General features: G+C 60.3%; 27 protein-coding genes and 1 pseudogene. 17 read left to right on the top strand and 11 right to left on the bottom strand.

Features of this window, described 5'->3' with window-relative positions:
• The 3 genes and pseudogenes from AAHK20_RS32595 to AAHK20_RS32585 all read left to right on the top strand — a co-directional run.
• Positions 1–474 (top strand): annotated as a pseudogene (locus AAHK20_RS32595) (hypothetical protein); the annotation flags it as partial.
• A 2-nt stretch (positions 475–476) separates the two neighbouring features.
• Complete coding sequence (locus AAHK20_RS32590; RefSeq protein ID WP_449185632.1) at positions 477–1091, top strand: recombinase family protein; 615 nt, start codon at positions 477–479, stop codon at positions 1089–1091.
• Positions 1092–1541: 450 nt separating this feature from the next.
• The gene (locus AAHK20_RS32585) at positions 1542–2129 is read left to right on the top strand and encodes a recombinase family protein (protein WP_449185631.1); all 588 of its coding nucleotides are present in this window, start codon (positions 1542–1544) and stop codon (positions 2127–2129) included.
• Between the two features lie 258 nt (positions 2130–2387).
• Here AAHK20_RS32585 and AAHK20_RS32580 read toward each other — a convergent pair whose 3' ends face one another.
• From AAHK20_RS32580 to AAHK20_RS32570, 3 genes are all read right to left on the bottom strand, one after another.
• On the bottom strand, positions 2388–2858 hold the full coding sequence (locus AAHK20_RS32580) for a class I SAM-dependent methyltransferase (protein ID WP_449185630.1): 471 nt from the start codon (positions 2856–2858) through the stop codon (positions 2388–2390).
• 1605 nt (positions 2859–4463) lie between these two features.
• Entirely contained in the window at positions 4464–5192 is a 729-nt protein-coding gene (locus tag AAHK20_RS32575; RefSeq protein ID WP_449185629.1) for an ImmA/IrrE family metallo-endopeptidase, read from the bottom strand.
• A complete protein-coding gene (locus tag AAHK20_RS32570; RefSeq protein WP_449185628.1) occupies positions 5189–5515 on the bottom strand; it encodes a helix-turn-helix domain-containing protein in 327 nt (108 codons plus the stop codon). Before AAHK20_RS32570 ends, AAHK20_RS32575 begins: the two co-directional genes overlap by 4 nt.
• 956 nt (positions 5516–6471) lie before the next feature.
• Here AAHK20_RS32570 and AAHK20_RS32565 point away from each other — a divergent pair.
• Genes AAHK20_RS32565 through AAHK20_RS32550 form a run of 4 tightly spaced genes read left to right on the top strand, consistent with a single transcriptional unit; the run spans position 6472 to position 8508 of the window.
• A complete protein-coding gene (locus AAHK20_RS32565; RefSeq protein WP_449185627.1) occupies positions 6472–7272 on the top strand; it encodes a DUF3560 domain-containing protein in 801 nt (266 codons plus the stop codon).
• Between the two features lie 30 nt (positions 7273–7302).
• Positions 7303–7515 (top strand): hypothetical protein, encoded by a 213-nt coding sequence (locus AAHK20_RS32560; protein WP_449185626.1) that lies wholly within the window; start codon positions 7303–7305, stop codon positions 7513–7515.
• Positions 7516–7566: 51 nt separating this feature from the next.
• A complete protein-coding gene (locus AAHK20_RS32555; protein WP_449185625.1) occupies positions 7567–7830 on the top strand; it encodes a hypothetical protein in 264 nt (87 codons plus the stop codon).
• Positions 7831–7833: 3 nt separating this feature from the next.
• Positions 7834–8508 (top strand): hypothetical protein, encoded by a 675-nt coding sequence (locus tag AAHK20_RS32550; protein ID WP_449185624.1) that lies wholly within the window; start codon positions 7834–7836, stop codon positions 8506–8508.
• Between the two features lie 177 nt (positions 8509–8685).
• On the opposite strand, the gene AAHK20_RS32545 is transcribed toward AAHK20_RS32550, so the two are convergent.
• From AAHK20_RS32545 to AAHK20_RS32535, 3 genes are all read right to left on the bottom strand, one after another.
• Positions 8686–8922: a hypothetical protein gene (locus tag AAHK20_RS32545; protein WP_449185623.1), complete on the bottom strand. Its 237-nt coding sequence runs from the start codon at positions 8920–8922 to the stop codon at positions 8686–8688.
• A gap of 121 nt (positions 8923–9043) precedes the next feature.
• Complete coding sequence (locus tag AAHK20_RS32540) at positions 9044–10816, bottom strand: type IV secretory system conjugative DNA transfer family protein (protein ID WP_449185622.1); 1773 nt, start codon at positions 10814–10816, stop codon at positions 9044–9046.
• Positions 10817–11032: 216 nt separating this feature from the next.
• A complete protein-coding gene (locus AAHK20_RS32535; RefSeq protein ID WP_449185621.1) occupies positions 11033–11335 on the bottom strand; it encodes a hypothetical protein in 303 nt (100 codons plus the stop codon).
• Positions 11336–12660: 1325 nt separating this feature from the next.
• Here AAHK20_RS32535 and AAHK20_RS32530 point away from each other — a divergent pair.
• Positions 12661–13350 carry a hypothetical protein gene (locus tag AAHK20_RS32530; RefSeq protein ID WP_449185620.1) on the top strand — a complete coding sequence of 230 codons (690 nt, stop codon included), beginning with the start codon at positions 12661–12663 and terminating at the stop codon, positions 13348–13350.
• Positions 13337–13690, top strand: a complete 354-nt coding sequence (locus tag AAHK20_RS32525) for a hypothetical protein (protein ID WP_449185619.1) — start codon at positions 13337–13339, stop codon at positions 13688–13690. Before AAHK20_RS32530 ends, AAHK20_RS32525 begins: the two co-directional genes overlap by 14 nt.
• A 9-nt stretch (positions 13691–13699) precedes the next feature.
• Here the strand turns inward: AAHK20_RS32525 and AAHK20_RS32520 are convergent, their stop codons facing one another.
• Entirely contained in the window at positions 13700–14263 is a 564-nt protein-coding gene (locus AAHK20_RS32520; RefSeq protein ID WP_449185618.1) for a hypothetical protein, read from the bottom strand.
• A gap of 1001 nt (positions 14264–15264) precedes the next feature.
• A complete protein-coding gene (locus AAHK20_RS32515; protein ID WP_449185617.1) occupies positions 15265–15948 on the bottom strand; it encodes a SprT family zinc-dependent metalloprotease in 684 nt (227 codons plus the stop codon).
• Between the two features lie 394 nt (positions 15949–16342).
• Here AAHK20_RS32515 and AAHK20_RS32510 point away from each other — a divergent pair, with 394 nt between their 5' ends.
• The 3 genes from AAHK20_RS32510 (at position 16343) to AAHK20_RS32500 (ending at position 17954) form a co-directional block, all read left to right on the top strand.
• Entirely contained in the window at positions 16343–16705 is a 363-nt protein-coding gene (locus AAHK20_RS32510) for a hypothetical protein (protein WP_449185616.1), read from the top strand.
• Positions 16702–17352, top strand: a complete 651-nt coding sequence (locus tag AAHK20_RS32505) for a hypothetical protein (protein ID WP_124617226.1) — start codon at positions 16702–16704, stop codon at positions 17350–17352. Before AAHK20_RS32510 ends, AAHK20_RS32505 begins: the two co-directional genes overlap by 4 nt.
• A gap of 149 nt (positions 17353–17501) precedes the next feature.
• Complete coding sequence (locus AAHK20_RS32500; RefSeq protein WP_449185615.1) at positions 17502–17954, top strand: hypothetical protein; 453 nt, start codon at positions 17502–17504, stop codon at positions 17952–17954.
• 201 nt (positions 17955–18155) lie between these two features.
• On the opposite strand, the gene AAHK20_RS32495 is transcribed toward AAHK20_RS32500, so the two are convergent.
• From AAHK20_RS32495 to AAHK20_RS32485, 3 genes are read right to left on the bottom strand one after another with little or no spacing between them, the layout of a single operon-like run.
• Entirely contained in the window at positions 18156–18464 is a 309-nt protein-coding gene (locus AAHK20_RS32495; RefSeq protein WP_449185614.1) for a TrbM/KikA/MpfK family conjugal transfer protein, read from the bottom strand.
• Between the two features lie 22 nt (positions 18465–18486).
• The gene (locus AAHK20_RS32490; RefSeq protein WP_124617232.1) at positions 18487–18843 is read right to left on the bottom strand and encodes a hypothetical protein; all 357 of its coding nucleotides are present in this window, start codon (positions 18841–18843) and stop codon (positions 18487–18489) included.
• Between the two features lie 3 nt (positions 18844–18846).
• The gene (locus AAHK20_RS32485; RefSeq protein ID WP_449185613.1) at positions 18847–19167 is read right to left on the bottom strand and encodes an H-NS histone family protein; all 321 of its coding nucleotides are present in this window, start codon (positions 19165–19167) and stop codon (positions 18847–18849) included.
• Positions 19168–19274: 107 nt separating this feature from the next.
• Between AAHK20_RS32485 and AAHK20_RS32480 the strand changes: the two genes are divergently transcribed.
• The 5 genes from AAHK20_RS32480 to AAHK20_RS32460 are packed head-to-tail and all read left to right on the top strand — an operon-like array spanning position 19275 to position 23650.
• Positions 19275–20054, top strand: a complete 780-nt coding sequence (locus AAHK20_RS32480; protein ID WP_449185612.1) for a lytic transglycosylase domain-containing protein — start codon at positions 19275–19277, stop codon at positions 20052–20054.
• The gene (korA, locus tag AAHK20_RS32475) at positions 20051–20353 is read left to right on the top strand and encodes a KorA family transcriptional regulator (protein WP_449185611.1); all 303 of its coding nucleotides are present in this window, start codon (positions 20051–20053) and stop codon (positions 20351–20353) included. The genes AAHK20_RS32480 and korA overlap by 4 nt, the downstream gene beginning before the upstream one ends.
• Before the next feature lie 6 nt (positions 20354–20359).
• Complete coding sequence (locus AAHK20_RS32470; protein ID WP_069620893.1) at positions 20360–20638, top strand: TrbC/VirB2 family protein; 279 nt, start codon at positions 20360–20362, stop codon at positions 20636–20638.
• Entirely contained in the window at positions 20638–20970 is a 333-nt protein-coding gene (locus AAHK20_RS32465) for a VirB3 family type IV secretion system protein (RefSeq protein WP_069620892.1), read from the top strand. The genes AAHK20_RS32470 and AAHK20_RS32465 overlap by 1 nt, the downstream gene beginning before the upstream one ends.
• A gap of 1 nt (position 20971) precedes the next feature.
• Positions 20972–23650 (top strand): VirB4 family type IV secretion/conjugal transfer ATPase, encoded by a 2679-nt coding sequence (locus AAHK20_RS32460; RefSeq protein ID WP_449185610.1) that lies wholly within the window; start codon positions 20972–20974, stop codon positions 23648–23650.
• The last annotated feature ends 5 nt before the right edge of the window (positions 23651–23655 follow it).

Below are 23655 nucleotides of genomic sequence, written 5' to 3'. Positions count from 1 at the left end.
GCGCTCGTTCTCAACCGGCCTGACTGGCTCGCTGCGATGAACCACACGATTGCCGAGGCAATCGACCGCATTGGTCCGGAGTGGGCAATCCTTGTACCGGCCGTTGCGAAGGAGTTTGAGCGCGATGCACAGACCGCCGCTTACGCGTCGGCCGAGCGCACGCGACTGGCGCGGCATGACGAGCTCGCCAGTCGGCAGCAGGCCGATAACGAACTGGATTTCAGTGCCAAGCTCATAACCTACGGCGATGCTCCCGGCTACCGTGACGTGACTTTCACGTTCGACCTTGACCCGGTAGGCGAAAACCAGCGGCCGACCGTTCGCGCGAGCATTCGCATCCGGCCGGAAGATGGCGAACGGATTGTCGAACACATCACAGGTGTTCATCGTTGTGCGTGGGATCGCAGCAACGGCGGCAGACCGATCGACGCAAAGCCCGACGAGAAACGCCCGCGCTGGATAGACAAGGGCTGACGATGCGCGACCCCGCCGACAACGCCACGCGTGATATCGAGACAGGCGCATTCCTGATCGGATATGCGCGCGTCTCGACGCGCGACCAAGACTTGAGCAACCAAGAGGCACAGCTACGCGCGGCCGGGTGCGGGCGCATATTTGCCGAGAAAATCACCGGCATGAAGCGCGCCCGCCCGCAGCTCGACAACCTACTTGTGCACCTACGGCCGCGCGATGTGGTTGTCGTGACGCGGCTCGACCGGCTCGCGCGCAGCATTCTCGACTTGCTCGAAATCGTTGAGCGCATTCGCGACGCCGACGCCGGCCTGCGAAGCATTGCCGAGCCGTGGGCCGACACCACGACGCCGGCCGGCCGCATGGTATTGACCGTGTTCGGCGGCATGGCCGAGTTTGAGCGTAGCCTGATTGTTGAGCGAACCAGCACCGGCCGAGCGGCGGCGAAGGCGCGCGGTACGAAATTCGGCCGCAAGCCGAAGCTCGAACCCGCGCAGCTCAAGCACATTTACCAGCTCGTGGACGAAGGCAAGGCCAGCAGGCAGGAGATAGCCGACCTGTTCGGAATCGACAGATCGACGTTGTATCGCGTGCTCGCGCAGCGCGAGCACGCCGCATAAAAAAGGGGAAAGGCCGAAGCCTTTCCCCCCCGCGTTGGCTAAAAAGCCAGTTCCCACGTTCAACGAAACGTTGCGAGCTTCGCAGCAGATTGCTCACATTCGCGGGCAAGCTCTTTACGAATTGCCTTAATCGTCAGATCCAGCCGACTCGTGCCGTCAGCATTAGCGTTGTCATTTTCAGAAGACGACTGCACCAGTTCATTGGTGCTGCCCGCCCCGTGTGCAGCCGACTTCTGAGCGGGCCGTATCAGCAGTCCTATGCACGAAACGTCACGCGGGGCCGGAATTGCTCAAGAGTTCCCTGCACGGCGGAGGATGCATAGCGGTTGTGTACGAAATCGTTCGGTTTGGTACACCCCAATATCACTATGTACGAAAATAAGCGTACGCATATTTCGTACATACCGTATAATTCGTACATTAATTTCGTACATTACAGCAGAGGTAGTAATGTCGCGCAGCTTCATCTACGCCCGCGTCAGCACCACTGACCAGAACGCCGAAAACCAGATTCGCGAGATTGAAGCGGCCGGCTTTACCGTCAACCGGCGGCGCAGCGTGACCGAGAGCATCAGCGGCAGTGTCGCCGCGAGTGAACGCCCACAGTTCGCCAGACTGCTCGACCGGCTCGAACCCGGCGACGTGCTCATAGTGACGAAGCTCGACCGGCTGGGCCGCAATGCGATGGATGTGCGTTCGACGATTGATCGGCTCGCTGCCGAGGGTGTTCGCGTTCACTGCCTTGCGCTCGGCGGTGTCGATCTGACGAGTGCTGCGGGGAAAATGACGATGGGCGTGTTGATCGCGGTCGCCGAGTTCGAACGTGACCTGCTGATCGAGCGCACGCATGCCGGCATCGCTCGCGCCCGCGCGGAAGGGAAGACGCTGGGGCGCCGGTCCGCACTGACTGATGTACAACAGGCCGAGGCTCTACAACGCCTCACGGCGGGCGAATCGGTCTCGCAGTTGGCGCGCGACTATGGGACGACGCGCCAGACCATCATGCGGGTCCGGGAAAAGGCCACTCCTGCTCAGTAAGCTCGCGCGGCAACGCCGCCCCGTAACACACGAGATGACACTCCTTTGCAGCGGCGTGCGGCGAGGCTCTTTCCTGACCAGCAGAGCCTTCCTTTCGCCACTACCTCAAGAGCCCAAAGCCATCCGTTCTGAACAGCCGTCGGCACGACGATTCAATCGACTCCTGACATGCCGTGCCGCATGCCGTCGTCTTTGGCAAATGACATTCGGGGAGCAACGAGCAACGGAATAGCGAACCGACTGCTCCCCAAAACCCCGCTAAGAGCAAATCAGGAATTGGCGATTTGTGTGGGAATCATTTATAGGTGTTGCCCTAACCTGAGAAAAATATTTTTGAGCAAGGGGCTGCACGGCGACTCCATATGGGTCGTTGATGTAAACGTCGTCGTGCAACCCAATTACCACTTTCCCGCCCGGCTTCAGGGCAGCGCGAAGTCCCTGCATAACACCATCTCGCTCGGCATGAGGAATGTTCCACAGAAAAACTGTCGCAAGATCAAACTTGCCACGCATATTGCTCGGGATATCCTGCAGTTTCCCATTCAAAGATTGCCCATCCGCAAAGTTTGACCGCTGGAGAGCTTGGGCATGCGCCTCCGAATCAGGCTCTACGCCGAAAACAGAAGCCCCTTCGCGTTGCATGGCCTTAGCATTGAAGCCCAACCCGGAACCGACATCGAGCACGGTTTTTCCCTGCAAGGAAATTCCGAATTGTTTGAGGTCGGACACCACCTCCCTAGCTATTCCCTCCTTTGTAACCGCTACAGAATCCGCCTGTGAGGACAGTACTGGAGTGAAGGATGTTCGAGCCTGTGCCTGTGTGTTTGAGGCACGTACCGGCATATTATCGAATAGCGAATTTTGTCCCCTGGGTTGTGAACGAGAGGGGGCAGGCGCTTGCGGTGCAGTGCTGGCCCCTGTTTGCTCGGAATAGTTTGCGGCCTGATTTCCGCAGATTGACGAGATGTTGCTTCCCATCATGTGCCCGTGACCTGAAGTGAAAGTGAGAGCCTGACTATTACTCCGAGTTGAACGCTTACGTGCGCTGGAAGAGAACCTCGCGTACTAAAAAGCGAAGCGATTTTGCAGGCCGCACAGTGAAACTTGGCACATCGCCCAACACAGCGCGTGGCAAGGCAAGCGGGACAAGGCTTTCAGGGGAGCTTCCCTACGATTCTTCTGAATCCTGAAGCGCCTAAGTGAAGGCGGGTTCTGACGATCCGTGCAGTCGCCTTCTGAAAATGACAAGCGTTTTGCTACATCGAAATGTCGCGGATCTTTGGCGGCTGATTTCGGCTCAGCAAAAAATTGACTACGTGCTTTGATGGGGAACGCAAGCCGCCAGACATTGCGTGCGTAAAGTGAAGCGCCTCCGCGATCTGATTCCGTCGTCGATCGTGTGGTTCGCAACAACGGCCGTACGGACCTCGGGAATCCTCGCATCCGCAGCATTCGTCCAGACGCAATTCGAGAAGGCGTTCGTACGGGAACCGTACGGCTTGAGGGCCTGGCCAGCGACCAAAGATCCGGAGATGAAGGTGCCGGATTGCCCAAACCGTGTAAATGTCGAGCAAGTCAACAAGAGGCTCACCCACGTACCAGGTGCCGTCTGTTGGCTCGAACGCGCATATTGATCCGTCAGGAAAGTTGGTATGCCGCGGTCCGATCCATTCATATCCGATCGCGTCGCTGCCCCAAAAACCCCAGCCACGCACCATGGCTCGACGAAACGAAACTGCGATCGCAAAGCATGCCCGCATAGAAAACCCCGGTAGCAGCGAGCTTCTGACGAGCAACCACATTCCGTCGTCGTCGTGCCAATGCTGCGTCCCGGGGTAGGCCGTCTCGACGTCCGTCAGCTCGTTCGTAAATTTCGCCCGAAGCTCTGAGCCGACGAACGGTGCGGCCGGACCGGGCGCCCCGGATCCGGCGCATGGCCATGCCCATGCCCATGCGAATGGCCGTGGTCGGGCTGATGCCCATGCTCTCGATCCGGTCTCGGATCGTGTTTTTCCTGATTTGACATTTTCCAACTCCGTGCCCGTGATCCAAGGAGAAGCGGCGGGTTTGCCGGGCACGACAATCCCGCCGTTCTTTACAACCGGAAAGGAGAACGAGTCCAACTGACGCCCGATCTCACGCAATGCAATCTCTGTTTCTGTGTTCATGAAGGTCGCCATTACCGAAAGTCCGCTTGACTGACCGCGTGCTTGCAACCGCTTCACCTTTCCGCCTCGGTCTTCGCCCTCCATTTCACGGCAAACCGCAGATATGCGGATACGCGGATGTGCGTATATTACCACCAAAAAGAAGGGGCGCAAGCCCCCAGTTGAATCACCCGAAGAGCGATGCCGTTCGTCCCGGCTCGGCCAGCAAACCGAGCCGCAGGAGCCGGACTCGGGCGGCATCCTGCGACACCTGGTAGCGGTCAGTTACCGCCTGGATCGCCTTTGCGCCAAGCTCGGACGAGGGAGTACATGGTGATGGCCCGATGTCAGGGAATTCGGAAGCAATGAATTTTCGCACATGCGTAACGGGCATCAACAAGGCGCCACATACATGCCCGGCTTGCCACTCCATCCAGTCCGAAACCGCGGCGTTCACGATCGTCTCGCGCTTGCAGACCTGAATTCTGTCGGTCCCTGCGTTCTGCGGCGCAGGTTCTTCCCCAAAGTCGAGGGTCATTGCCTGGGGATCCCACAAATAGGAGTGAAAGTGGACGTGGCCGAACTCGTGAGTAAGAGTGGTGCGAAGCCGATTCTCCCGACGCAAGTCGCCAGCCAATTCCCCGGCGATACGAACCGATGGCTTACCGCCCGGATTAAATACCGTCACGCCTTCGACGCTTGGCCCAAACCCTGAGAGATCGGCATAAAGGTCGAGGTCGTCGACGTGCTTCTCAATTAGTGTTGTGAGATCGTCGGTCGAAACAGGATAGTCAACCTTCCCGTACTTGCTCCTCAGGAAGCCGGAAATGATCTGCTCGCACTCACGATCAAGTTCATGCGGCTCATAGTGCGGGCGACGGGCGAAACGCCCAGTACGATCTGGCACCTGTTTCATTTCTTTTGGTCGAGTGCTTTACGAAAGGCAACGAGAGCCTGCTGCACTTTTTCTGGAGGCAGGTTCCGTTCGGTCACATCGGTCGGAAACTTGCCAGCGAGGTAGAAGAGATAGTCTGGATTTAGGTCAAGCACCGTCGCGAATTGTCGGACCATCAAATCCGACGATGGACTCCGTCTATCGTGCTCTATATCGTTCAGGTATTGAGGAGATATGGGCTCACCATCCTCTCGCTTGACCCTAGATGCGAGCTCCTTCTGGCTCATCACCAGCTGTTTTCGCTTTTGCGAGATCTGCTGTCCAAAAGTACCTGGCGCAGACATAGACACTCCTTTGTTCGTCAATCAGCGGAGTGACGTATTTTAGTTCGCTACTGCCACCTTCCGCAAGGAGCATGAGGGCTGGCTAGGTGGCAACGGCAGCTTAACAGGCGTCAGCGGTGCACCGAGAGACGACGGCACGAACGGCCGTTGTACTTTACAAACTGCCCCCGGCGCCGCGCCGAACGACGAGAGTTGGTCGTTCAGAGACTTCGGAACCCGGTGCCTTGGACGCCTAGTCGGGCACGCGCAATGGCGCCGGCCGCCGGCCGGGACGGCTCGAATGCGGGCGTTTCCCGGCTCGCCGGGTCGGGCTTTCGCGCTACGCGTCGAGCCTCGTTCCGAGTCTCGCCCCTACGGGCATCAATCCCTAACGCAACTACCTGGTCAGGTGCGGCCGAACGGCCGCACATACGCGCTCGCCGCGCGGCGTTCCACTCGGCTCCGGTATGCGCCTGTGGCCGTTTCCCCTGATTCGCCGCCCAGTCACGCGACCATAGCCAACCCGCTACGGCCATCAAGGGCCGCGCGCCAAGCGCGCTGAAATCCTCGCCCGTTCCTGCTCGCTGCGCTGCGCGGGCTGCGGCCTCCGGTTTCACCCTTGACAGCCGTAGCCGGCCGGCTAAATCCGTCGCGGGGCGGCGAACTCAGGGAAAACGGCGGCAAGGCAATCACCACTCACAGCCTCGCTGAACCCGTCACGAAGGGGACGGGAATCTTGGGAGCCGGTCAGCAGTAAAAGCGAACCCATTTTCGATGGAGGTCGAAATGCCCGCACTTCGGTTAAATCATTGGTTGGTAGTACTTACTAATGCGTACATGGAATACACGTACACCCCCTGGAATGACCGCAACGTGTATCGCCGCACCGTTGATTACCGCCATGTCGTTTGGTGTTAAGCGCAGCAGCCCACCCAAGGCGGGCGAGCGCGCCCGCCGCACCTGACAGGAGCAAGACGATGAACAAGTACGAAGCGAAGCAGGAAGCCCGCCGCGCCCGCCTGGCCGCCCGTGCAGCGCACGCGCGTTCGGCAGCAACGATGCAGTACACCCGCGCTAAAACGATGGCTTCGGTTATTCCGTTCGGTCAGCCCATCTTGACGGGCCACCACTCCGAGGGCCGCGACCGCCGCTATCGAGCGCGTGTACGCGCCACGTTTGGCCGCGCCTTCGAACTCCACGACACGGCGAACGCGCTCGACCGGCGCGCGGAGGCAGTCGGCAAGGGCGGCGTATCCGGCGACGACCCGGAAGCCATTCCGAAGCTCACGGCCAAGCTGGCCGAGCTGGAGGCACGGCACGAGAAGATGAAGCGCACGAACGCCCTGATTCGCCGCGAGGATCGCGCAGGGCTTGAGCGCATGGGGTACACGGCGGCGGCGATCGACGCGCTTTTCCGGCCTGACTTCGCCGGCCGTGTTGGCTTCGCTTCGTATGAAATCACCAACAGCGGCGCGAATATCCGCCGCGTGCGCGACCGCATCGAGGCACTGAAGAAGATCGCAGAGCGCACCGGCCGCGAGGAAGAAGGCCACGGCTACACGTACCGCGAGGACACGGAAGATAACCGCGCCGTGTTCCTGTTCGACGCCAAGCCCGCCAAAGACGTGCGCGACCTGATGAAGCGCAACGGCTTTGTGTTCAGCCCGACGCGTTCGCCAGTTGGCCAGTCGGCCTATGTGCGCAAGCTCACGGCCAACGCCATCAACACCGCGAAATGGCTCCGCCCGCAGCTCGACAAGCTGCTGACTGGCGAGTAATCGCCGCGCCTAACCGGATCGAGGAAAGCGATGGATACGAAGCAGATGAAGAAGGCCAAGGACGTGCCGCCTACCGCCGTGTTTGCCGTGGTCTCTAACCCGGCAACCATTTTTGAGCGCATCGAGGGTTACGCCCAAACGATGCGGGGTGCGCTCGAAGAACAGAGCTGTCACGACGACCCGACCGACATCATGAAAGTCGTGCGAACGCTGGAAGGAACGTACCTCACCACGGAGTTTTGATCGAAGGAAAGCCGGCCCGCTACGGCGGGCCGCAACCGACAGGACGAAGCCATGCAGATGCATTTGATCTTTTCCGACGAGGCCGACGCGCTCGCCTTCTGGTCGGGCAAGGAGTGGAAATCATGGGCCGTGGACGTAACAGCGGGGCCGGAGAAGCGCCCGACCTATCGCCACACGTACTATGCGCGCGCACGCGACGGCGACGGCGCCATCGCGTGCGTGAAACGCGATATGCCGTGCAAGGTCGCACGCGCACGGTTCGCCGCTCGCCTCGCTGGGCCGCGCGAGCTGGGTTGTGTTCGCACGGAGGGTTGAGCCATGCCGAAAAAACGCTCGAGCGCGACCGCCGGGAATGCGGCCGACGCACGCAACCTGAAGGCGGCCGAGCTGGCCGCGAAGATGCCGGACGCGCGAGACGGCCTGTTGGCCGCCGCGCTCGCTGCCGTCTGCGACGGGCACGCGGCCGTGCTCGATGGCAACCAGAAAGCGGCCGACGCCGCGGCTGATCGCTACGACGCCGCTGTATGGAAGCTCAACGGCGGGACGTTCTTTGGCGCGCGTGACGTCGCCAACGACGACGCGGCCGGCCGCGTCGTCGAGCGCCATTGCAGCGCCGCGCCTGGCGTGGTGCCGATGTGGGGGCAATGGGGCGAGTTCCTGATTTCAGTCTCAGGCGTGCGGGCCGTGGTCGAGGTGCAAGACGGCTTCGGCCGGTTCCGCGTTGGCCTCGCATTTCATGTTGTGGATGCCGACAAGGCGTTTATCAGCGAAACCGGCTACAAATCGCACTTCGAGACGTTCAAGGGCGGCCAGACGGTCGAGCAGGTCGCAATAGCCGTGTTCGCCGCGTACCTGGCCGAAGGGCGGCGCATGCTTGCGCCCGAGTATCGCGAGCGCTTCGCGGCCAAGCCGCCCCGGGCGTGGCTCGCACCGGCCACGCCCGCCGAGCTGGCCCACGAAGAACCCGGCGGGCAGCTCGCGTTCAGTTTCTGACGCGCGAAAAAAAACAGGGACGCTAGGCGTCCCTGTTTACTTCGCGGCCAGTATCCCTAGTGGGACTGGTTTTCCCGCTTACCCGAGTGGCGACGCGGAAGCACTTCCGTAAACCAGAAAGCGCCGCCCAAGCCTACAACCAAGATTCCGCACAAAATCAGATAGGTGCCGGTGCCTTCAAACATCATCGACCTCCTTGTCGGAGTCCTCCATCAGTCCGAGGGCTTCGAAAGCGATTCCCAGGACCAACAAAGGCCACATTCCTGCTTTGCCGTTGAGTAACGGCCCCGTCAACCCAAGGCCAATTAGTATCAGCCCAATCTTGCGCAGCTCTTCTTTCCAGACTTTCTTGCCATCGAGTGCGACCCGCAGCCGATCATGGAACGACTTAAGGGCCATATAGAACTTCTGCATCCTCATATTGGCGTACTCCGTTTCTGCAAGAATCGGTGAACGCCTGGACCGGGGGAACCCCCGCAGTGCAGGGGTTCTACCGGCATCAAAAGATGCGCTTCTATTCTAGCGCAGTCGCGATTCAGGGCGCCGGCGTGGCTTCGGCGGGCTGTTCAGCGCCGGCAGGGCCGGCCTCCCACGATGCGAAGTCGCGGTTAATCTGCGTCGGGCTGGTGTAGAGCTTCGAGGCGATACGACCGGGCATGTACGCAATGGCGATGCGCGCGGGCAGATGCAGCAGGGTGCTTTGCGCAATGATCGGCGCTTCCTGTTTGCCGACCATGCGATGGCCTTCCCATTCTTCGCCGCCGTTCGCGTTCGTCTTGGTCGCCTCGCGTTGCACCACGTTCAGCCATTGATTGGCCGAGAGCTTTTCAGCCCATTCCGCCGTGCGCTCGTCGGCCGCGCGGTACACGAATTTGATCGGCGTATTGACCTCAAATTCGCGTGCCAGCGCCTTGCCATCGAGGCGCTTATCGTCCGGCGCTTCGAGGTTGGCAATCGACTGTGCAGCGAGCAACAGATTGCATTGGTACTGTCGGATCGTGGCGAGCGCGTCATTGATTTCCGCGCACGCCAAGAACTTGAGTTCGTCAATGCCGACCGTGACATGGGCCGGTCGCGTGCGATTCAGGCGCTTGATTTCGGCCGTCAGCTCGGAGATATAAGCCTTCGTCGCGGCCTTCACCACCGGGTCAGCCAGATCGCCGCGCACGTACACCACGGCGTTATTCATCAAACACTGTTCGATGGAATGACCCTTGCGTTTCACCGACTGCGCGAAGGTTTCGACGCGCGACCACTCGCGCAACGAATCGCGCAGCGTGGACAGATCGCGGTCGCCGGATTGGCCGTGATCCTTCACGTAGGCCAGCAGTGATTTGATTGTGCCGTCCGTGTTTTCCAGCGCGTCATCGAGCAGCGCGCGCTCTTTCGCCTTGTACACGTCCGCATCGGTGCCGTGCGATTCGAGATTGAACGCGCGCACGATGCGCGTGCGGCGCTGCCGGAAGTCGCCACCAAGGAACGGATGCCACACGCCCTTGCCGCCGGGATTCAGGTCGAGATACACGAAGCGGCGGCCGGCGGCCTTCGCCTCGTTTTGCAGCAGATACGGCAACCAGTCGTCGCCTTTCGGATCGACATAGACCACGCCCAAGCCGCCGCGAATGCACTGTTTGAAGATGCTTTGCAGGACGATGCCCTTGCCGTAGGAGGTCGGCCCGAGCACCGCATGGTGCGTGGTGAAAAACTCTTTCAGCTCGAAGTAAATCGGCTCGTCGTTCTCGTCCAGGCCGTAAAAAATCTTGCCATCGACAAAGTATTTTTCCGGCTGAAAAGCCTTGGCTTTGAGCGTCGCGACTTCCTCGCGCGCATCAACGAGCTTGTCGGTTTCCTGCATGACACGCGCCGAGCGCCAGTAGGCCGAGAGCCGAGGCGCAGCATAGCGATCCCACAGGAACCGCAGCACAACACCGTAGAGAATGGACGCAAGGATGATCGGCCAATATTGCCCGAGCTGCGCGCGCAGCTCACCGCCGAAGTTCGCGGCGGCGCTCGCAAATCCCAGGCCGGACATTGCGACGTAGAGCAAGAACGCCACGAGCGGCACGAACAACAGCCACACGTACAGCGTGATAACAGAAGCCCGCCTGCCGATAAACGTCAGCCAATCGCGGAGTGATGCATCGTTGGTCGGCAATCGCCAGGGCACCGGATGCAGCACCGACACCACGAACAGCGGGATTGCCAACACGATCCAATACCACGGGCTGGCCCATTGCACCGCATGGACGACCGCCGAAAGCACGGTCGATTGCGCGGTTTGAAAGGCGTAAGCGTTAGGTAACGACACGACGTACTCCAGAAGTTAGGAGGAACCGGAGAGACTTTCGTCTCTCCGGTTTTGGGCCGGCGTGTGCCGAAGCACGGACGGATTGCCTAAAAAGGCGCACCACCCTGCCGAGCAGATACGGTCTGCGGCCGTACAGCAATTGAAGGCTTCCCACACCCTCAACGTTGACGCTACTGACGCAGGCTTTTGGCCTGTTTGTCGTCTGACATGCCGGGTTCAAACCCCGGTTTGACACAGCGAGCACGACGCGATAGCGCCGGTTCCCTGATTGCCACCGACCCGAAAAGGGCCGTACTGACCACCGGCCTGACGGCTGCCGGGTTGACTTGCACGCACCGAAGCACGCGGCTTTTTCATGCCATCGACCCCAAACGGCGGGCCGCCCTGACCACCGGCCTGACCGCTGCCGGGTTGACTTGCACGCACCGAGATGCGCGACTTGTTGACGACACCGGCCTGACGGCTGCCGGGTTGACTCCGACCGAAACGGCCGGCAACTGCACTGCGATTTGCTTCCACGACAAGCTCCTTTCTCAAGGGTTAATTACACGTTGGACACCTCAGGAGACCAATCCCGAGACGGGCGCGGGTACCAGCCGCGCCCGTTCCAACACTCCACTGCGGGAACCACCCCGCATCTTCACGCTTACGTGTGCCGCGAACTTTCGGACAGGCTTTCGCCTGCTATCCGCGCTTCGGACGAATCGCGACGGATAGCTACGCGGCTTGCGCCGTGCGGCCCTACTGATCCACTCTCCCTCCCATAGCCACCGGGTTACCAGCCCGGTATCGGCCTTAGGGATTCCCACGTTAGTGCAACGTTACTGACGCCAAACTGCGCGCCAGAGCACCACGCCTGCGCCTCAAGCAACAACAGTGAGGTGTTCCCTCTCACCCGTTAGGTTTTCAGCGGCCCGAGATTCCAAAGCGGCTCGCTTACCTGTTGTGCCGTCAACGGCTTCGTCTTCAGACAGGCTTGATGCCCCACCACATAGCGACCTCTACGGCCGCATTTACACGCTTAAGCTATACAACGACCCCACCAGCTTGCGCCGGTAGGTGCCGCGTGCGCCAGGTTTCCCCTTGCACGCCTGCGCCCTTTCGGAACGCCTCAGCAGCCTACGTGTGTGGCATAGGTTCTACGGTTTCCCGCAGCCCCTAGACGGTGCTAGCGACGGCCTAAGCCATCTCCCGTTTTCACGTTGCACAGGGCAGTAGCGCATTTCCTCGCTGTGCCCGTTTCCGTGTCGCCCAACCTCGCCCCAATGCTTCGCGGGGATTGAGTCGAAGGGCGGAGTTACACCGCCCAGCGCTCGTCGTAGTCGTACCAGCGCCATTACGCGCATACGACTTCAGCACACTCGGCACGGTTGGTAGCCGTGCCTTGAGCCTTGCGGCTCGCGTGAAGTGATGGAATCCAGGGGTGGTCAGCCCCCGGACTACTTACTGCGATGGAGGCTGCCCCTGATCCGTGTAACCGCTCGCGCGATACACCACTTCGGGCAACAGGTAATGCAAGGGTTGGTTGCCCTGGTGCTGCGTCGCTGGCCGCTTGTGGCGGCCCCGGCGACGCAGAGTGATGCTTGCGCGCTAGGGCCGCTTGTGGCGGTCAGCGAATTGAGTGTAGTGGCAACGTATGAAGAAAGCACGCTTCGCGTGCGGAATCTCTTATAATTAGCCGGGAATGCGAAGCATCCCGGATAACTGGAAAGCCTTGCGCAGCAAGGCTCCGCATTAGCAATGAATGGATCGATTCAATCCTATGCGTTGGGCATATTTCGGCCTCCCAGGCAAAATGCATAACCATGAATGAACCGAGCGTTATTCGATACAAGACGTTGTTGATGCAACGGCTGCTAGACCTCGTTCGGCACGGCTACCGGCACCACACGGCCGGCACCGTGCCGGCCGAGCGCGCCGAGGCGCTTTGCGCAAAGTTTTCGACGCGCTATGACGTGTTCGTGAACCAGAACCAGCGCGCCTATCGCAAGAGCCTTGGGAAGGCCAACGCGCGGCTGATCCTTGCCGACCTTGAACGCAACGGCGGCACGCTGCATTGGTTCCTGATGGTTACGGACGGTCAGCACGACGCGCATACGCTCGAAAAGCTCCACGACGCGCTAGAGGCGGGAGAGCGTGTACACGTCACGGGTTATGAGCTGTTGAAACTGCCTCACTCGAAGGCCGCCGGCGGCGGCGTTCGCCTGACTTGGCGCATGACGACCGAGACAGAGCGTGCCTGGCGATTTCAGATCCGTTCGACCGTCCGCGCGAAGCGCGCCGATGAGCTAGTGCCGGTGCTGGTGCGCTCGCTGTATCAGACGCCTGGCTTTCACACGACCCGTTATCAGGTCGGAAAGCTCGTGGCGTTCCTCACGGGCGAGTGGGTGCGGTCAGGCCGGAAGGCCGAGGCGTTGCCCCTTCCTGGCGCCCTACCCTACGTGCGGCGGATGGCCGACGAGGACTTCACTTTGGAAGACTGGCTTGCCGCTGCTGCGAGCCGCAAACCGGAGGTGACGGATGAGCGAGATTGAGAAGCAAGAGCGCGTGGTGTCGTTCACGGCCGACCAATGGCTGGCCGAGGACGAAACCGAGGCATTCGGCGTGCGCAAGATCGTGCCGAAGAAAAAGGAGCCGACGCCCGGTGTAAAGGCTATCCTCGTGTTCGAGGATAGTTTTCGCCGCGCGAAAAAGCACCTGAAGGCGTATCCGCTGTTGCGCCCGCAGCTCGACTTGCCCGAGCTGATTAGCGCCATGATCGACGTGTGCGACGCCGACCCGGCAATCATGGAGAAGGTCGCACGGCGGATCATCGACGCGCGCCGGCAGCAGCTCGACGCGATGGCAGCCAGCACGACGCCGCCGGACGCGTGAGCCACACGCTCACACGTCCAGCTTGCCTTGCTTGTTATCGACAGCCTTCGTCTGCGCGCTGCGGCGACGGTATTCGCGCACGAACATGACACGGTCGCCCTTGAAAAACAGGGCAGGATTAACCCAATAGACGTTTGGCAGCTTGGGCGCGAGGAACGACTTGCCGAGCAGTTCGCGCAGCCCGCGCTGGAAGGTTTTTTCGCTCATGCCAATGTCGCGGCCGGACAGCCCTTCGCCGAACCAGCTCAGATACACGGCATCGGCGAAGCCGCCTTGCATTGGCGTGCGTTGGTACTCATCGAGGACAGCTTGAAAGACACGCTGGCCGGTGCGCGAGAGGTCGTAGCTGGCCGACACGCCGGCCGCGAAAACCTTCACGAACTCCGCATCGTCCTTTTCCTCGATGTTGCGAATGACGGTCGCGGCCTGTACGACTCCATCGGAGTCCATCAGTTCGCGCCTCACGCCGCTATCCACATAGCGACGCTTGATCGTGATTTGGCGCGGCTCCAGAAGCGGGTTCACCTGGGGCGAGAATTCGAGGTATCGGAGGTTCGGCTTTTCGTCAGACATGGCTACTCTCGCTCGATTCGGTTATTCGCCAGACATTTTTCGCGGCGAAATTGTCTTTCCAGCGTCAGAGGATGACCGAGGGAGAGACAAAAATCAAGTGTTTTTTGTCTCTCGAAGGGCTGGAGTTGTCTTTCGAACGGCCAGAGTTGTCTTTCGAGGTGCTGGAGTTGTCGGTGCGATCTAGGCGCGACAAGGGTTTGCGGGCCGCTCCTTCTCACTCTGCTTTAGCGCGGCCGATTTTTCCCGCGGGGTAGCATGATCTAGCCCCCATTTTCGGCTCGTGCCGACCCGCAAACGGGGGAATCACGGCGCTACGCGCCTTGACGACCCCGGCACCCCTCCCGTTCACCCAGGCCCGCGGAGCCGAGGCTCTAAGCCGCTGCCGGGGCAAGCCCCGCCACCGGCTAAGAGCGAGATAAATCGCGCCCGGCCCGTCCTGCGGCCGGCCCGCCCGCTCAACTCGTCCCTGTGGGGACCAACCCGGCTGACCGTTAATCGCTTCATCACCGCCGATTTGTCTACAGAAAGGGGGCGGCTGGGGTCTGGAATGCGCCTGCGCCGCGAAATGCGGCCCGTGGTGCCGTTCCGACGCCTCGGCTAAGGGGGTTGTCTACCTAGACCATCGCGGGCGGCTTACGGCGGCGATTTTCTGCAAGCGTCGGCCGCAGTCGCTTGGTTGAGTTTTTTTATCTCAATTGGGCGCGCGCAGCGCGTCACGCCGTAGGCAAAAGCTCGCGGGGAGCCGGTGCGTTGGGTGCGGTATCCCGGCCAGCGGCCGGGACTCTCCACACCCTTGCGGTGTGGTGAGCGCAGCCATCCACGGGCGGGCGCGGGTGAACCACTGGCCCTTGCAGACCGCCGCCGGGGCCGCGTAAGCGGTGCCGGCCCGTCATTTTGCGGCGCAGCCGCCTGTTTTCCGGCCGCGCTTGGCATCGAGAAGCCGCAAAACAATGCGCCGTGAATTATACACGGCGCGGTTATGAAGTTATGAAGTTACGCGGTTAGATTTCTTCGGCTTCCAGCTCGTCGGTTGCATCGTCGGAAGCTTCATCGACGGCCATTGCGCCGTGCAACGGGCAATGCGGCGGGCCGGCAAGGTCAAGCCACTTACGCGACGTGCGCGCGGTGTATCCGCACTCGGCGCAATGGCATTTGATGTGCCGGCGCGTCTGCTTTTTCGGCGCGGTCGTGCTCGGGCCGCCTTCGTCGCCCGGTTCCGTACCCGGCTCGATGTGCTCGGCCTGGGTGCGCAGGCGGGCATGAGGAAGCGGGCCAGCTTCGGCCAAGATCGGTTCCAGCGCCGTGCGGAATTTCGGGCCGGCCGTGGTCGAGCGCATCGGGCCTTCCAGGCCGATGCCCTTCGCTACCCGGCGGAAGTCTTTGCCGTGACCGGCGGGGATGCCTACGGCCGCGTGTACCAGCTCATGACCGAGGATCGCGGCAACTTCCATCGGCATGACTTGGGGCGAGTTGGCGAGGTCGGGCCGGATGAAGATTTCGAAGTGGCCGTCATCGCTGCAACGATTGTCCCAACACTCGCCAATGCGCTTCCCTCTCCAACCGGAGGACGTGAACCCGATCGCAATACGCACGCGCTCGGGCAGCGGGGCGTCGAGTTCTTCGAACAGATGCGCCATGCGCGCGGCAACGAAGTTCAGCCAGGATTCGCGGTTCGGGTGGGTCACTGTCAACTCCAAGAGAGAGCGTGTACACGCTTCTATTTTAGTTCAAAGGAGAGCGTGTACACGCTCTCTAAGTGCTTTAGTCTTAACTTTATTGTGTCAAAACGTTACGACGTTATGAGGTTTTAAAGTTACAGCGTTAAGAGGTTTCGCAGTTATGGCGTTAGTGGTGTATGATGTTATGACGTTGTGCAGTTGAGATGTTGAAACATCAGAACGTCATAGAGCTATAGCGTTACAGCATCACAACGCTATGACGCTGTAACCGCGTAGCGTCAAAACTTCGCGGAATGGGCAGCGAAATCGAAGCTTATAACCGCATGAGGTTGTAACGCTTTGGCTCTATAACGTCGTAACGTCGTAACGTCGTAACGAAATAACTTTATGAGGTTATGAAATGAAGCAGCCGAAAGGGGTAGTTGATTTGGCAGCTCGACTCGGGGCGGCGGCAGCGTCGCCACTCGTGCCGGTTGCGGCGGCAGCGCCCGCACCGGCCGCAGCACCCGCCATGACGGCCGGGGCACCGAGCGGGGCAGGGCAGGGCGCGGCGGCGGCCGAAGCACCGGCCGCACCGGCAAGAAAGGCGGCCAAGGCCACGGCGAAGAAGGAGCCGGCCGACACGACGCAACTGACGTTGCGACCATCGCGGGCCCTTCTCGCGCGTTACGTGGCAGCAGCAGCAGATCGCAGCCGGGACACCGGGCGCATGGTGTCGGCCCAGGAAATCATGCTTGAAGTCCTAGAGAAGGGGGGCGTATGAGCAACATCGTCTATGTCGGCGGGCAGAAGGGCGGCACGACCAAAACCACGACCGCGCACCTGATGGCTCTAGGCGCGATTCTCCGCAAGCAGCCGGCCGCATATGTCCTGACTGATCCGCATCGCCGTGTGAAGGCCGAGGGCCGCCCGTATGGCGTGCTCGACGGGCGCGACCCGAACGCACTGGCCCAGATACTCACAGCGAGTCAGAGCAACCTTAACGGCTGGCTGATCGTTGACGGCGGCGGCAACCGTCCCGCGTTCGACAAGGCGATGGCCGACGCGGCACACCTCACCATCCTGCCGTTTCGCGCATCCGAGGAAGATTTAGAAGCCGTCGCGCTCGACATGCAGGCGATGCCTAACGCGCTCGCGCTGCCGTCCGCCTGGTCAACGAACAAGCACGCGCAGGAAGCCGCGCAGCGGCTTATCGACGGCCTCAGCACGGCATTCCCTGGGCGCGTGCTCACGTCGCCAATCTGGTTCGTGAACTCCACGGCGGAATTGCTTGGCGCAACGCTCGAAAGCCCCTCAACGGCCGTGCGCAATGCCGCGCGCCACAGCTTCGGCATTCTGACGGCCACGTTTGAGCAGCACGGCCAGCCGGCCGAGCTGGACGACGCGGCGGCAATCACCGAGGCGCAATAAGTACACTCAGCCCGAAACCGCTGTATCGGGCTTGAGAATTCCTGCCTTTTGTCCTACCTTTGGGTTGTCGAGAGACGCACTGCGCTATCCGTGGTGCGTCTCTCGACGCTCCCGGATGGCCTTTTTCATACCCTTGAAGGAGGTTCATCATGTTGACCGAAACGACCCGTACCACCGCCGCTCTGTTTCCTGTAGATGCCGACCATGCCCGCGCAAACGGGCCGATGTTTACAGGTTCGATCAAGCTCGAAGGGGTATCGGTGCCGTTGTCGGCCTTCCTCAAGGAAGCTCGCAACGGTTCGGATGCGCAGTTTCTCGACTTGTCGGTTGGCGCGAAAGGGCAGGTGCATTTCTCGGGGCGACTCTTTCGCAGCGAGAAGAAGAAGACGGAGAAGTCGCCGGACTACACAGGCTATCTCACCGTCTTGCCCCTGACGCCTGGCGTCGAAAACGAGTACACGGAGGACGACTGGAAGGCAGCACCGCGCCTCACCGTGTTTGGCCGTCGCAAGCGTAACGCCGACAACTCTGTTCGCATCGCGCTTGACGTAGTACCGCAGCGTTCGACGGCTGAAATCAGCGAGGAGGAAGTCGGGTTCTAGGGAGAAGGCTCTAATAGCCGCCGCAGTACGAGAAAGGGAGAGAAGGCAACTTCTCTCCCTTTTATTTCGCCATTATTTTACCCAATATGAATAATTCCATACCAGGCTTTAACGCTAAAATCAAGCTGGTAAATAAGACAGGTAATCGGCGACAATTATCGAATATCAAAAAAGGTTAATTCGTAACTGTGCCGTTACAGGTTATTCCATCGCGCCAAAGAGGCTGATAACCTGATCCACATTGCCCACGTTGGACTGGTTGGCGTCAGGGCATTCGTTGAGGAATTGCCTGCGTGCATCTGACGTCGCGCTTAGGTCAAGGTGCCCGTGGTGGAACTTCTTGATGGACAGGAAATCGCTGATCGGCTGGTTGCAGTTATCGCCGCCGGACTGCCCCATTGCCTTGCCAGTCATACAGACAAGGGAATCGCACGGCGAAGCAAATGCAACGAGCGGGCCTGACAAACCGAGCATGAGTGCGAGGGCGCATGAGACAGCTTTCTTCTTCATGGCGTTATCTCCATAAGGGGGCTTAAAAGAGCGCTCGGCGTTCCAGTCTAATCAACGCTTCACGCAGGCCCAGCAGCGCGAGTATCACGACTCCTGTGATGATCGCATTCCGAGGGTGCGGCCAGTGATGAGCGTATTCGACACCAAGAACAACGAGGCCCGCGAGAACAACAAGCGTCAACCCAAACCGTATGTAGCGGCCAAAGAGACGAAGAGAGCCGCACGCGAGCATCCACGCGGTATCACGCAACAGGCGACCAATTAAACGAGCAGCGCCGGCCAGGGCCGGTGTAGCGCGCTCAAAGAGCGCGGCGAACTTCCGTGCGCGACGTTCGCGGCGAACACGCTTACCCGTCTTAATTGGAATGACCTGCCCCATGTCTCATCCTTTCTTTTCTTCCGTCACCTCGAATTCATCGAGCGTTCGACCTGCTTTCACGTACGCCATCAACCACGCCGGCCGCCGGCCGAAGCCCGACCACGTATTGGCCGGATTCTCTGGATCGCGATAGCTCGGGCGCGTGATCGGCGCGGCGTTGGGAATGTGGAATTCCTCCAGCTTTCGACCTTGATCCAGGTAGGCCACGACCCATGCAGGCCGTTGGCCCCACCCAGACCAGGTGTTGAGCGGATTCGCAGGGTCGCGGTAGCGCGCCTCGCCTCCCGGTGCCGTCTTTGATGGGAACGGTACGAACTCGATCACGGTTCCATCCTGCCTTCTGACAAGACGCCGACTCGCATTTTTATCCTTGCCTCTCACTGATTACGCTTCCATAATATACTCGGTCCGTTTCGTACAAAAGAGGATGTGTGAATAAATCCGCCGCACTCTCTCTCGTGCCAATTCTGGCTTTGCCCGTGGTTGCGGAGGCGACGCCTGCTGCGTTGTCACCGCAGATCCTCGCGCTGGCCCGCACGTGCGCGCCTGACATTCATCCTCTGACGCTCGCGTATCTGGTTCGCGCCGAGTCTCACAACAACCAATACGCCATCAACGTCAACGGCGGTAACAGCCTGCCCCGGCAACCCGCGACCGAGCAGGACGCACGCGACGCCATCGCGTTGCTCAACAAGCGCGGCTGGAATTATGACGTTGGGTTTGCCCAGATCAATTCTGGCAATTTTCGCAGTCTAGGGCTTACGGGTGAACAGCTCCTAGACCCTTGCACCAACTTGCGCGCGGCGGCCCTCATTCTCGGCAACTGCTATGCGCGTGCGGTGCAGGCCGTTGGAGAAGGGCAGGGCGCTTTGCAGCGCGCCTTGTCTTGCTACAACACCGATTCGCAAAGCAAGGGCTTTGCAAACGGCTACGTCAAACGCGTTGTTGCTCAGGTTCGCTACAAGGTGCCCGAGCTGATGGACGGGCCAATCAATGCGAACGATGCGGGCGCACCCACCAGCCCGAGCGCATCGAGCGCGACGCCGGTTCGCCGGCAAGCCGTCGCAGCAGTCGTGCCCGCGCAGCCCGCAGCCGACCCGGCCACGCAGGGCGGCGAACAGGGCGCGGCAGGGCAAATCGAAGAAGGGGCATTCGCCCATCCCGAACTCGGCGCGTTCATGAGCCGTGTTTCAGCAAAAGGAAGCCAATGAAAACCGTTGTGTATCTGGCGATGCAAAGCCAGCTCGAAAGCATCTTGCGCGAATGGAAGGTCGATCGCGTTGTGATTCATCGCATCGAGTCTCGCCAGTGGATTCCGTTCATCGACATTCGGAACGAAGCCGGCCAGGCCTATACGTGCTCGATCCGCGTCAAGAAAGCGCTGGAGCCTAGAACGTGGTCTGACTTGCGCGCGCTGGTCGATTGGATCGACACGCAGGTTGGCGTCAAAGAGTGTGCGTTGTCTCTATCGGACTTCGAATGGGAGTCCGAAAACTTAACCGTGGAGTGAACCCCGATGAAGAAGAAACAGATTCAAGCATCGCAAGTCGCCGTGGGCCTGATGTTCCTGCTTGCGGCCACGCAGGCTTTTGCCGTCGATACGGGCGCGTCCGGCCTCAATTCCGCACAGACCTGGATGATGGTTTGGGTTCCGGTTGGCTGCGCAATGATTATCGTCGCGATGGGCGTTGGCCTCATGGCTCACATGGTCAAGCTGCACCAGCTCGTCTATCCGGTCATTGGCCTGATCGTCGCCGGCTCCGCTTCTGCGATTGTCGGCTACTGGATTTCGTGATGGCCGCGAAATTTCCGCTGTTCAAGGGGGCTACGCGTGTGCCGTGCTGGTTTTTCGTGCCGCGCACCGTGCTCCTTGGAACTTTCATGTTCTGCGGTGCCTTGTACATGTTCATCCATTTGTACGCGATGTTGCTGTTCGCGCTGCTGTGGATGGTCGAGTACGCGATAACGAAACACGACGAACGCATGTTCCGCATCTTGTGGCTATGGATCAAAACCAAGGTGCGCAACCGGTTCGACTCGCGACTCACTGCGCTATGGAAAGGCTCTAGTTTCTCGCCGGTCAGCTACATCGACCGAATCAAAGAGGACCACCGAGACGAGGTATAGCATGGCCGTTGCTACTCGAGAGATCAAAAAGAACAAGAGCTTTGTGAAAGAGCCTTCGTTTACGCAGTTCATTCCGTACTCGCAGCACCTCACGCCTACGATTGTCAGCACGGTCGGAGGCGAATACGTCATTGCGTTCCGCATTCAAGGCCGAACGCACGCCAGTGCCACCGATGAGACGTTGCGCCATTGGGTGCTAGACCTCAACCACGTCGCGAAGCAGATCGGCAACGAGCACGTCAAAATCTGGACGCACTTGCACCATCACAAGATCGAGAGCTACCCGGCCGGCGAGTTTCCGACCAAGTTTGCTCGCGATCTGAATGCGAAGTACCGCAAGATGTTCGACAAGGCACCGCTGATGGTCAACGACTGGTATCTGACGGTCGTATACAACCCGGTTGGCGATATCGCACAGCAGTTCCTTTCGAAGTTTGATCGCCCGTCGCGCGAACAGCTCGAAGAACGTCAGAAGCAGGCAATCGAGAAACTGGAGGACATTTCGACTCAGCTAATGGGCGCAATGAGCGCCTACGGCATCGAGCCGTTGACCCTCTATTACCGCGACAAGAACGGCAACCTCATCGAGGACGCCGACAGCGCCCCCGATATCGAAGACGACGACCCGGACGACGACGACCCCGAAGGCGACCTATTGGCCGAGCTGCCGGCCGATGAGCCGGCCAGCGTGCCGGCAGAGCCGGTGCCGCTCGCGCAACGGCACGTCTTTTCTCGCGTGCTCGAATGGTTCAGCTTCCTTGCGAATGGCGAATGGTCGATCGTGCCGGTGTGCCGTGGTCGCATCTGCGATTACCTGATGACGAATCGCCCGGTCAGCTCGCTCTTTGGCGATGTGATCGAGCTGCGCACCGTCGAGCGCAATCTGTATATGGCGGGCATCGAGGTTCACGACTTCGAGGAAAACACCGAACCGGGCCAGCTCAATCTCTTGATGGAGGCGCCGTATGAGTACGTGCTGACGCAGGTGTTTTGCTGCATGTCGCGTGCGGCCGGTCGCGTGCTCCTGCGCAATCAGCAGCTTTCCATGATGGAGACGAACGACCCGAGCAAGTCGCAAACCGAGGAATTGAGCACGGCGCGCGATGACGTTGCAGCGGGCCGCATCATCATGGGCTTTTACTATGCCGTGATGCACGTTGTTTCGCTCACGGCCGATGGCGCGCAGCAGACCGCGCGCCAAGCCAAGGTCATGATGAATCAGTGCGGCATATCGGCCGGTGCCGTCAGCCTCGCTTCAGACGCGGCGTTTTACTCGCGCCTGCCTGGCAATACTGCCTGGATGCCCCGGCCGGTGCCGGTCAATAGCTGGAACCTTTTCTGTTTCTCGTCGTTTCACAACTTCATTTCCGGCAAGCCCACGGATAACCCGTGGGGCCGCGCAATCATGTTGTTTCGCGGCGTGAGCGGCTCGCCGCTTTTCCTCAACTTCCATTCGACGCCAAAACTTGAGCGCTCGTTTGGCAAGCGGCCGGCAGGTGTAACGGGCATTTTCGGGCGCATCGGCTCCGGTAAGACGACCACGCTTAATGCGCTGCTGACGTTCTCGACCGAGGTTTCGATTGACCCGCGCATGGCGATCTATGACCGTGATCGCGGCATGTATCCGCTCGTCAAGGCGCTGCACGGCCATTACACGGTGCTGAAAGAGGGGCTGAATACCGGCTGGCAGCCGCTCCAGCTCACGCCCACGCTTATTCACATCGCCTTTGTCAAACGTTTGCTGCGTGTGCTTTGCGAAATCACGCTGAACGGTAAGCCGATGGAGCAGCCCGAGCTGGACACGCTCAACAGCGCTATTGACGCCGTCATGGGGCCGCCCATCGACGCCGGCCTCAGCGCCGCCGAGCTGGAAGCGCGCAAATCCTATATCCCGATGGACAGCCGCACGCTTACGGCGGTCATGGAGCACTGCGAGAAGCCGCACCGCACGTCGACCATGCGCCTGACCGTGGCCGCGATGCTGCTGCCGTGGACGCGCCACGGCGAGTACGGCTGGCTGTTCGACAATGACGCCGACCTGCTCGACTTCCGCAAGAACGATATCAACGCGTTCGACCTGACCGAATTTCTCGTCGGCAAGGATGAAGTCGCACCGGTCACACGCACGCCGATGCTGATGTACCTGAATTTCCGCGTGCGCGAAACGATCGACGGCAAGCGCCGCTTCATTCAGGTGTTTGACGAGTTCGCACAGTATCTCGATGACCCGATCATGGTTCGCGAGGTCAAGCGCGGCATCAAGAACGACCGCAAGAAGGACTGCATCTATGTGTTCTCGACGCAGGAGCCGAACGACGCAATTTCCAGCACGATCGGCAAAACCATCATCCAGCAGATGGTTACGCAAGTCCTGCTCGAAAACCGCGACGCCGACCGCGAGGACTACGGCGACAGGGGCTTGAAGTGCCCGCCCGCCGATATCGACGCGGTTATGTCGATTCCCGAGAACAGCCGTCAATTCCTCATTCGTCAGGGCGGCCAATCCGGGCTGGCGAGCATGAAGCTCGAAGGCATGGACGAAGAAATCAGCATCTTGTCGGGCACGCCGGACAACGCGGATCGGCTTGAAAAGCTCATTCGTGACCTTGGCACCGATGATCCTGACGTGTGGTTGCCGAAGTATTACGCCGCAGTCGTCGGCCGAAAAGCCGGCCGTTAAAGGAG

The sequence above is a fragment of the Trinickia camelliae genome, from assembly GCF_053525655.1.
This window is presented reverse-complemented; position numbering and strand designations above follow the sequence as displayed.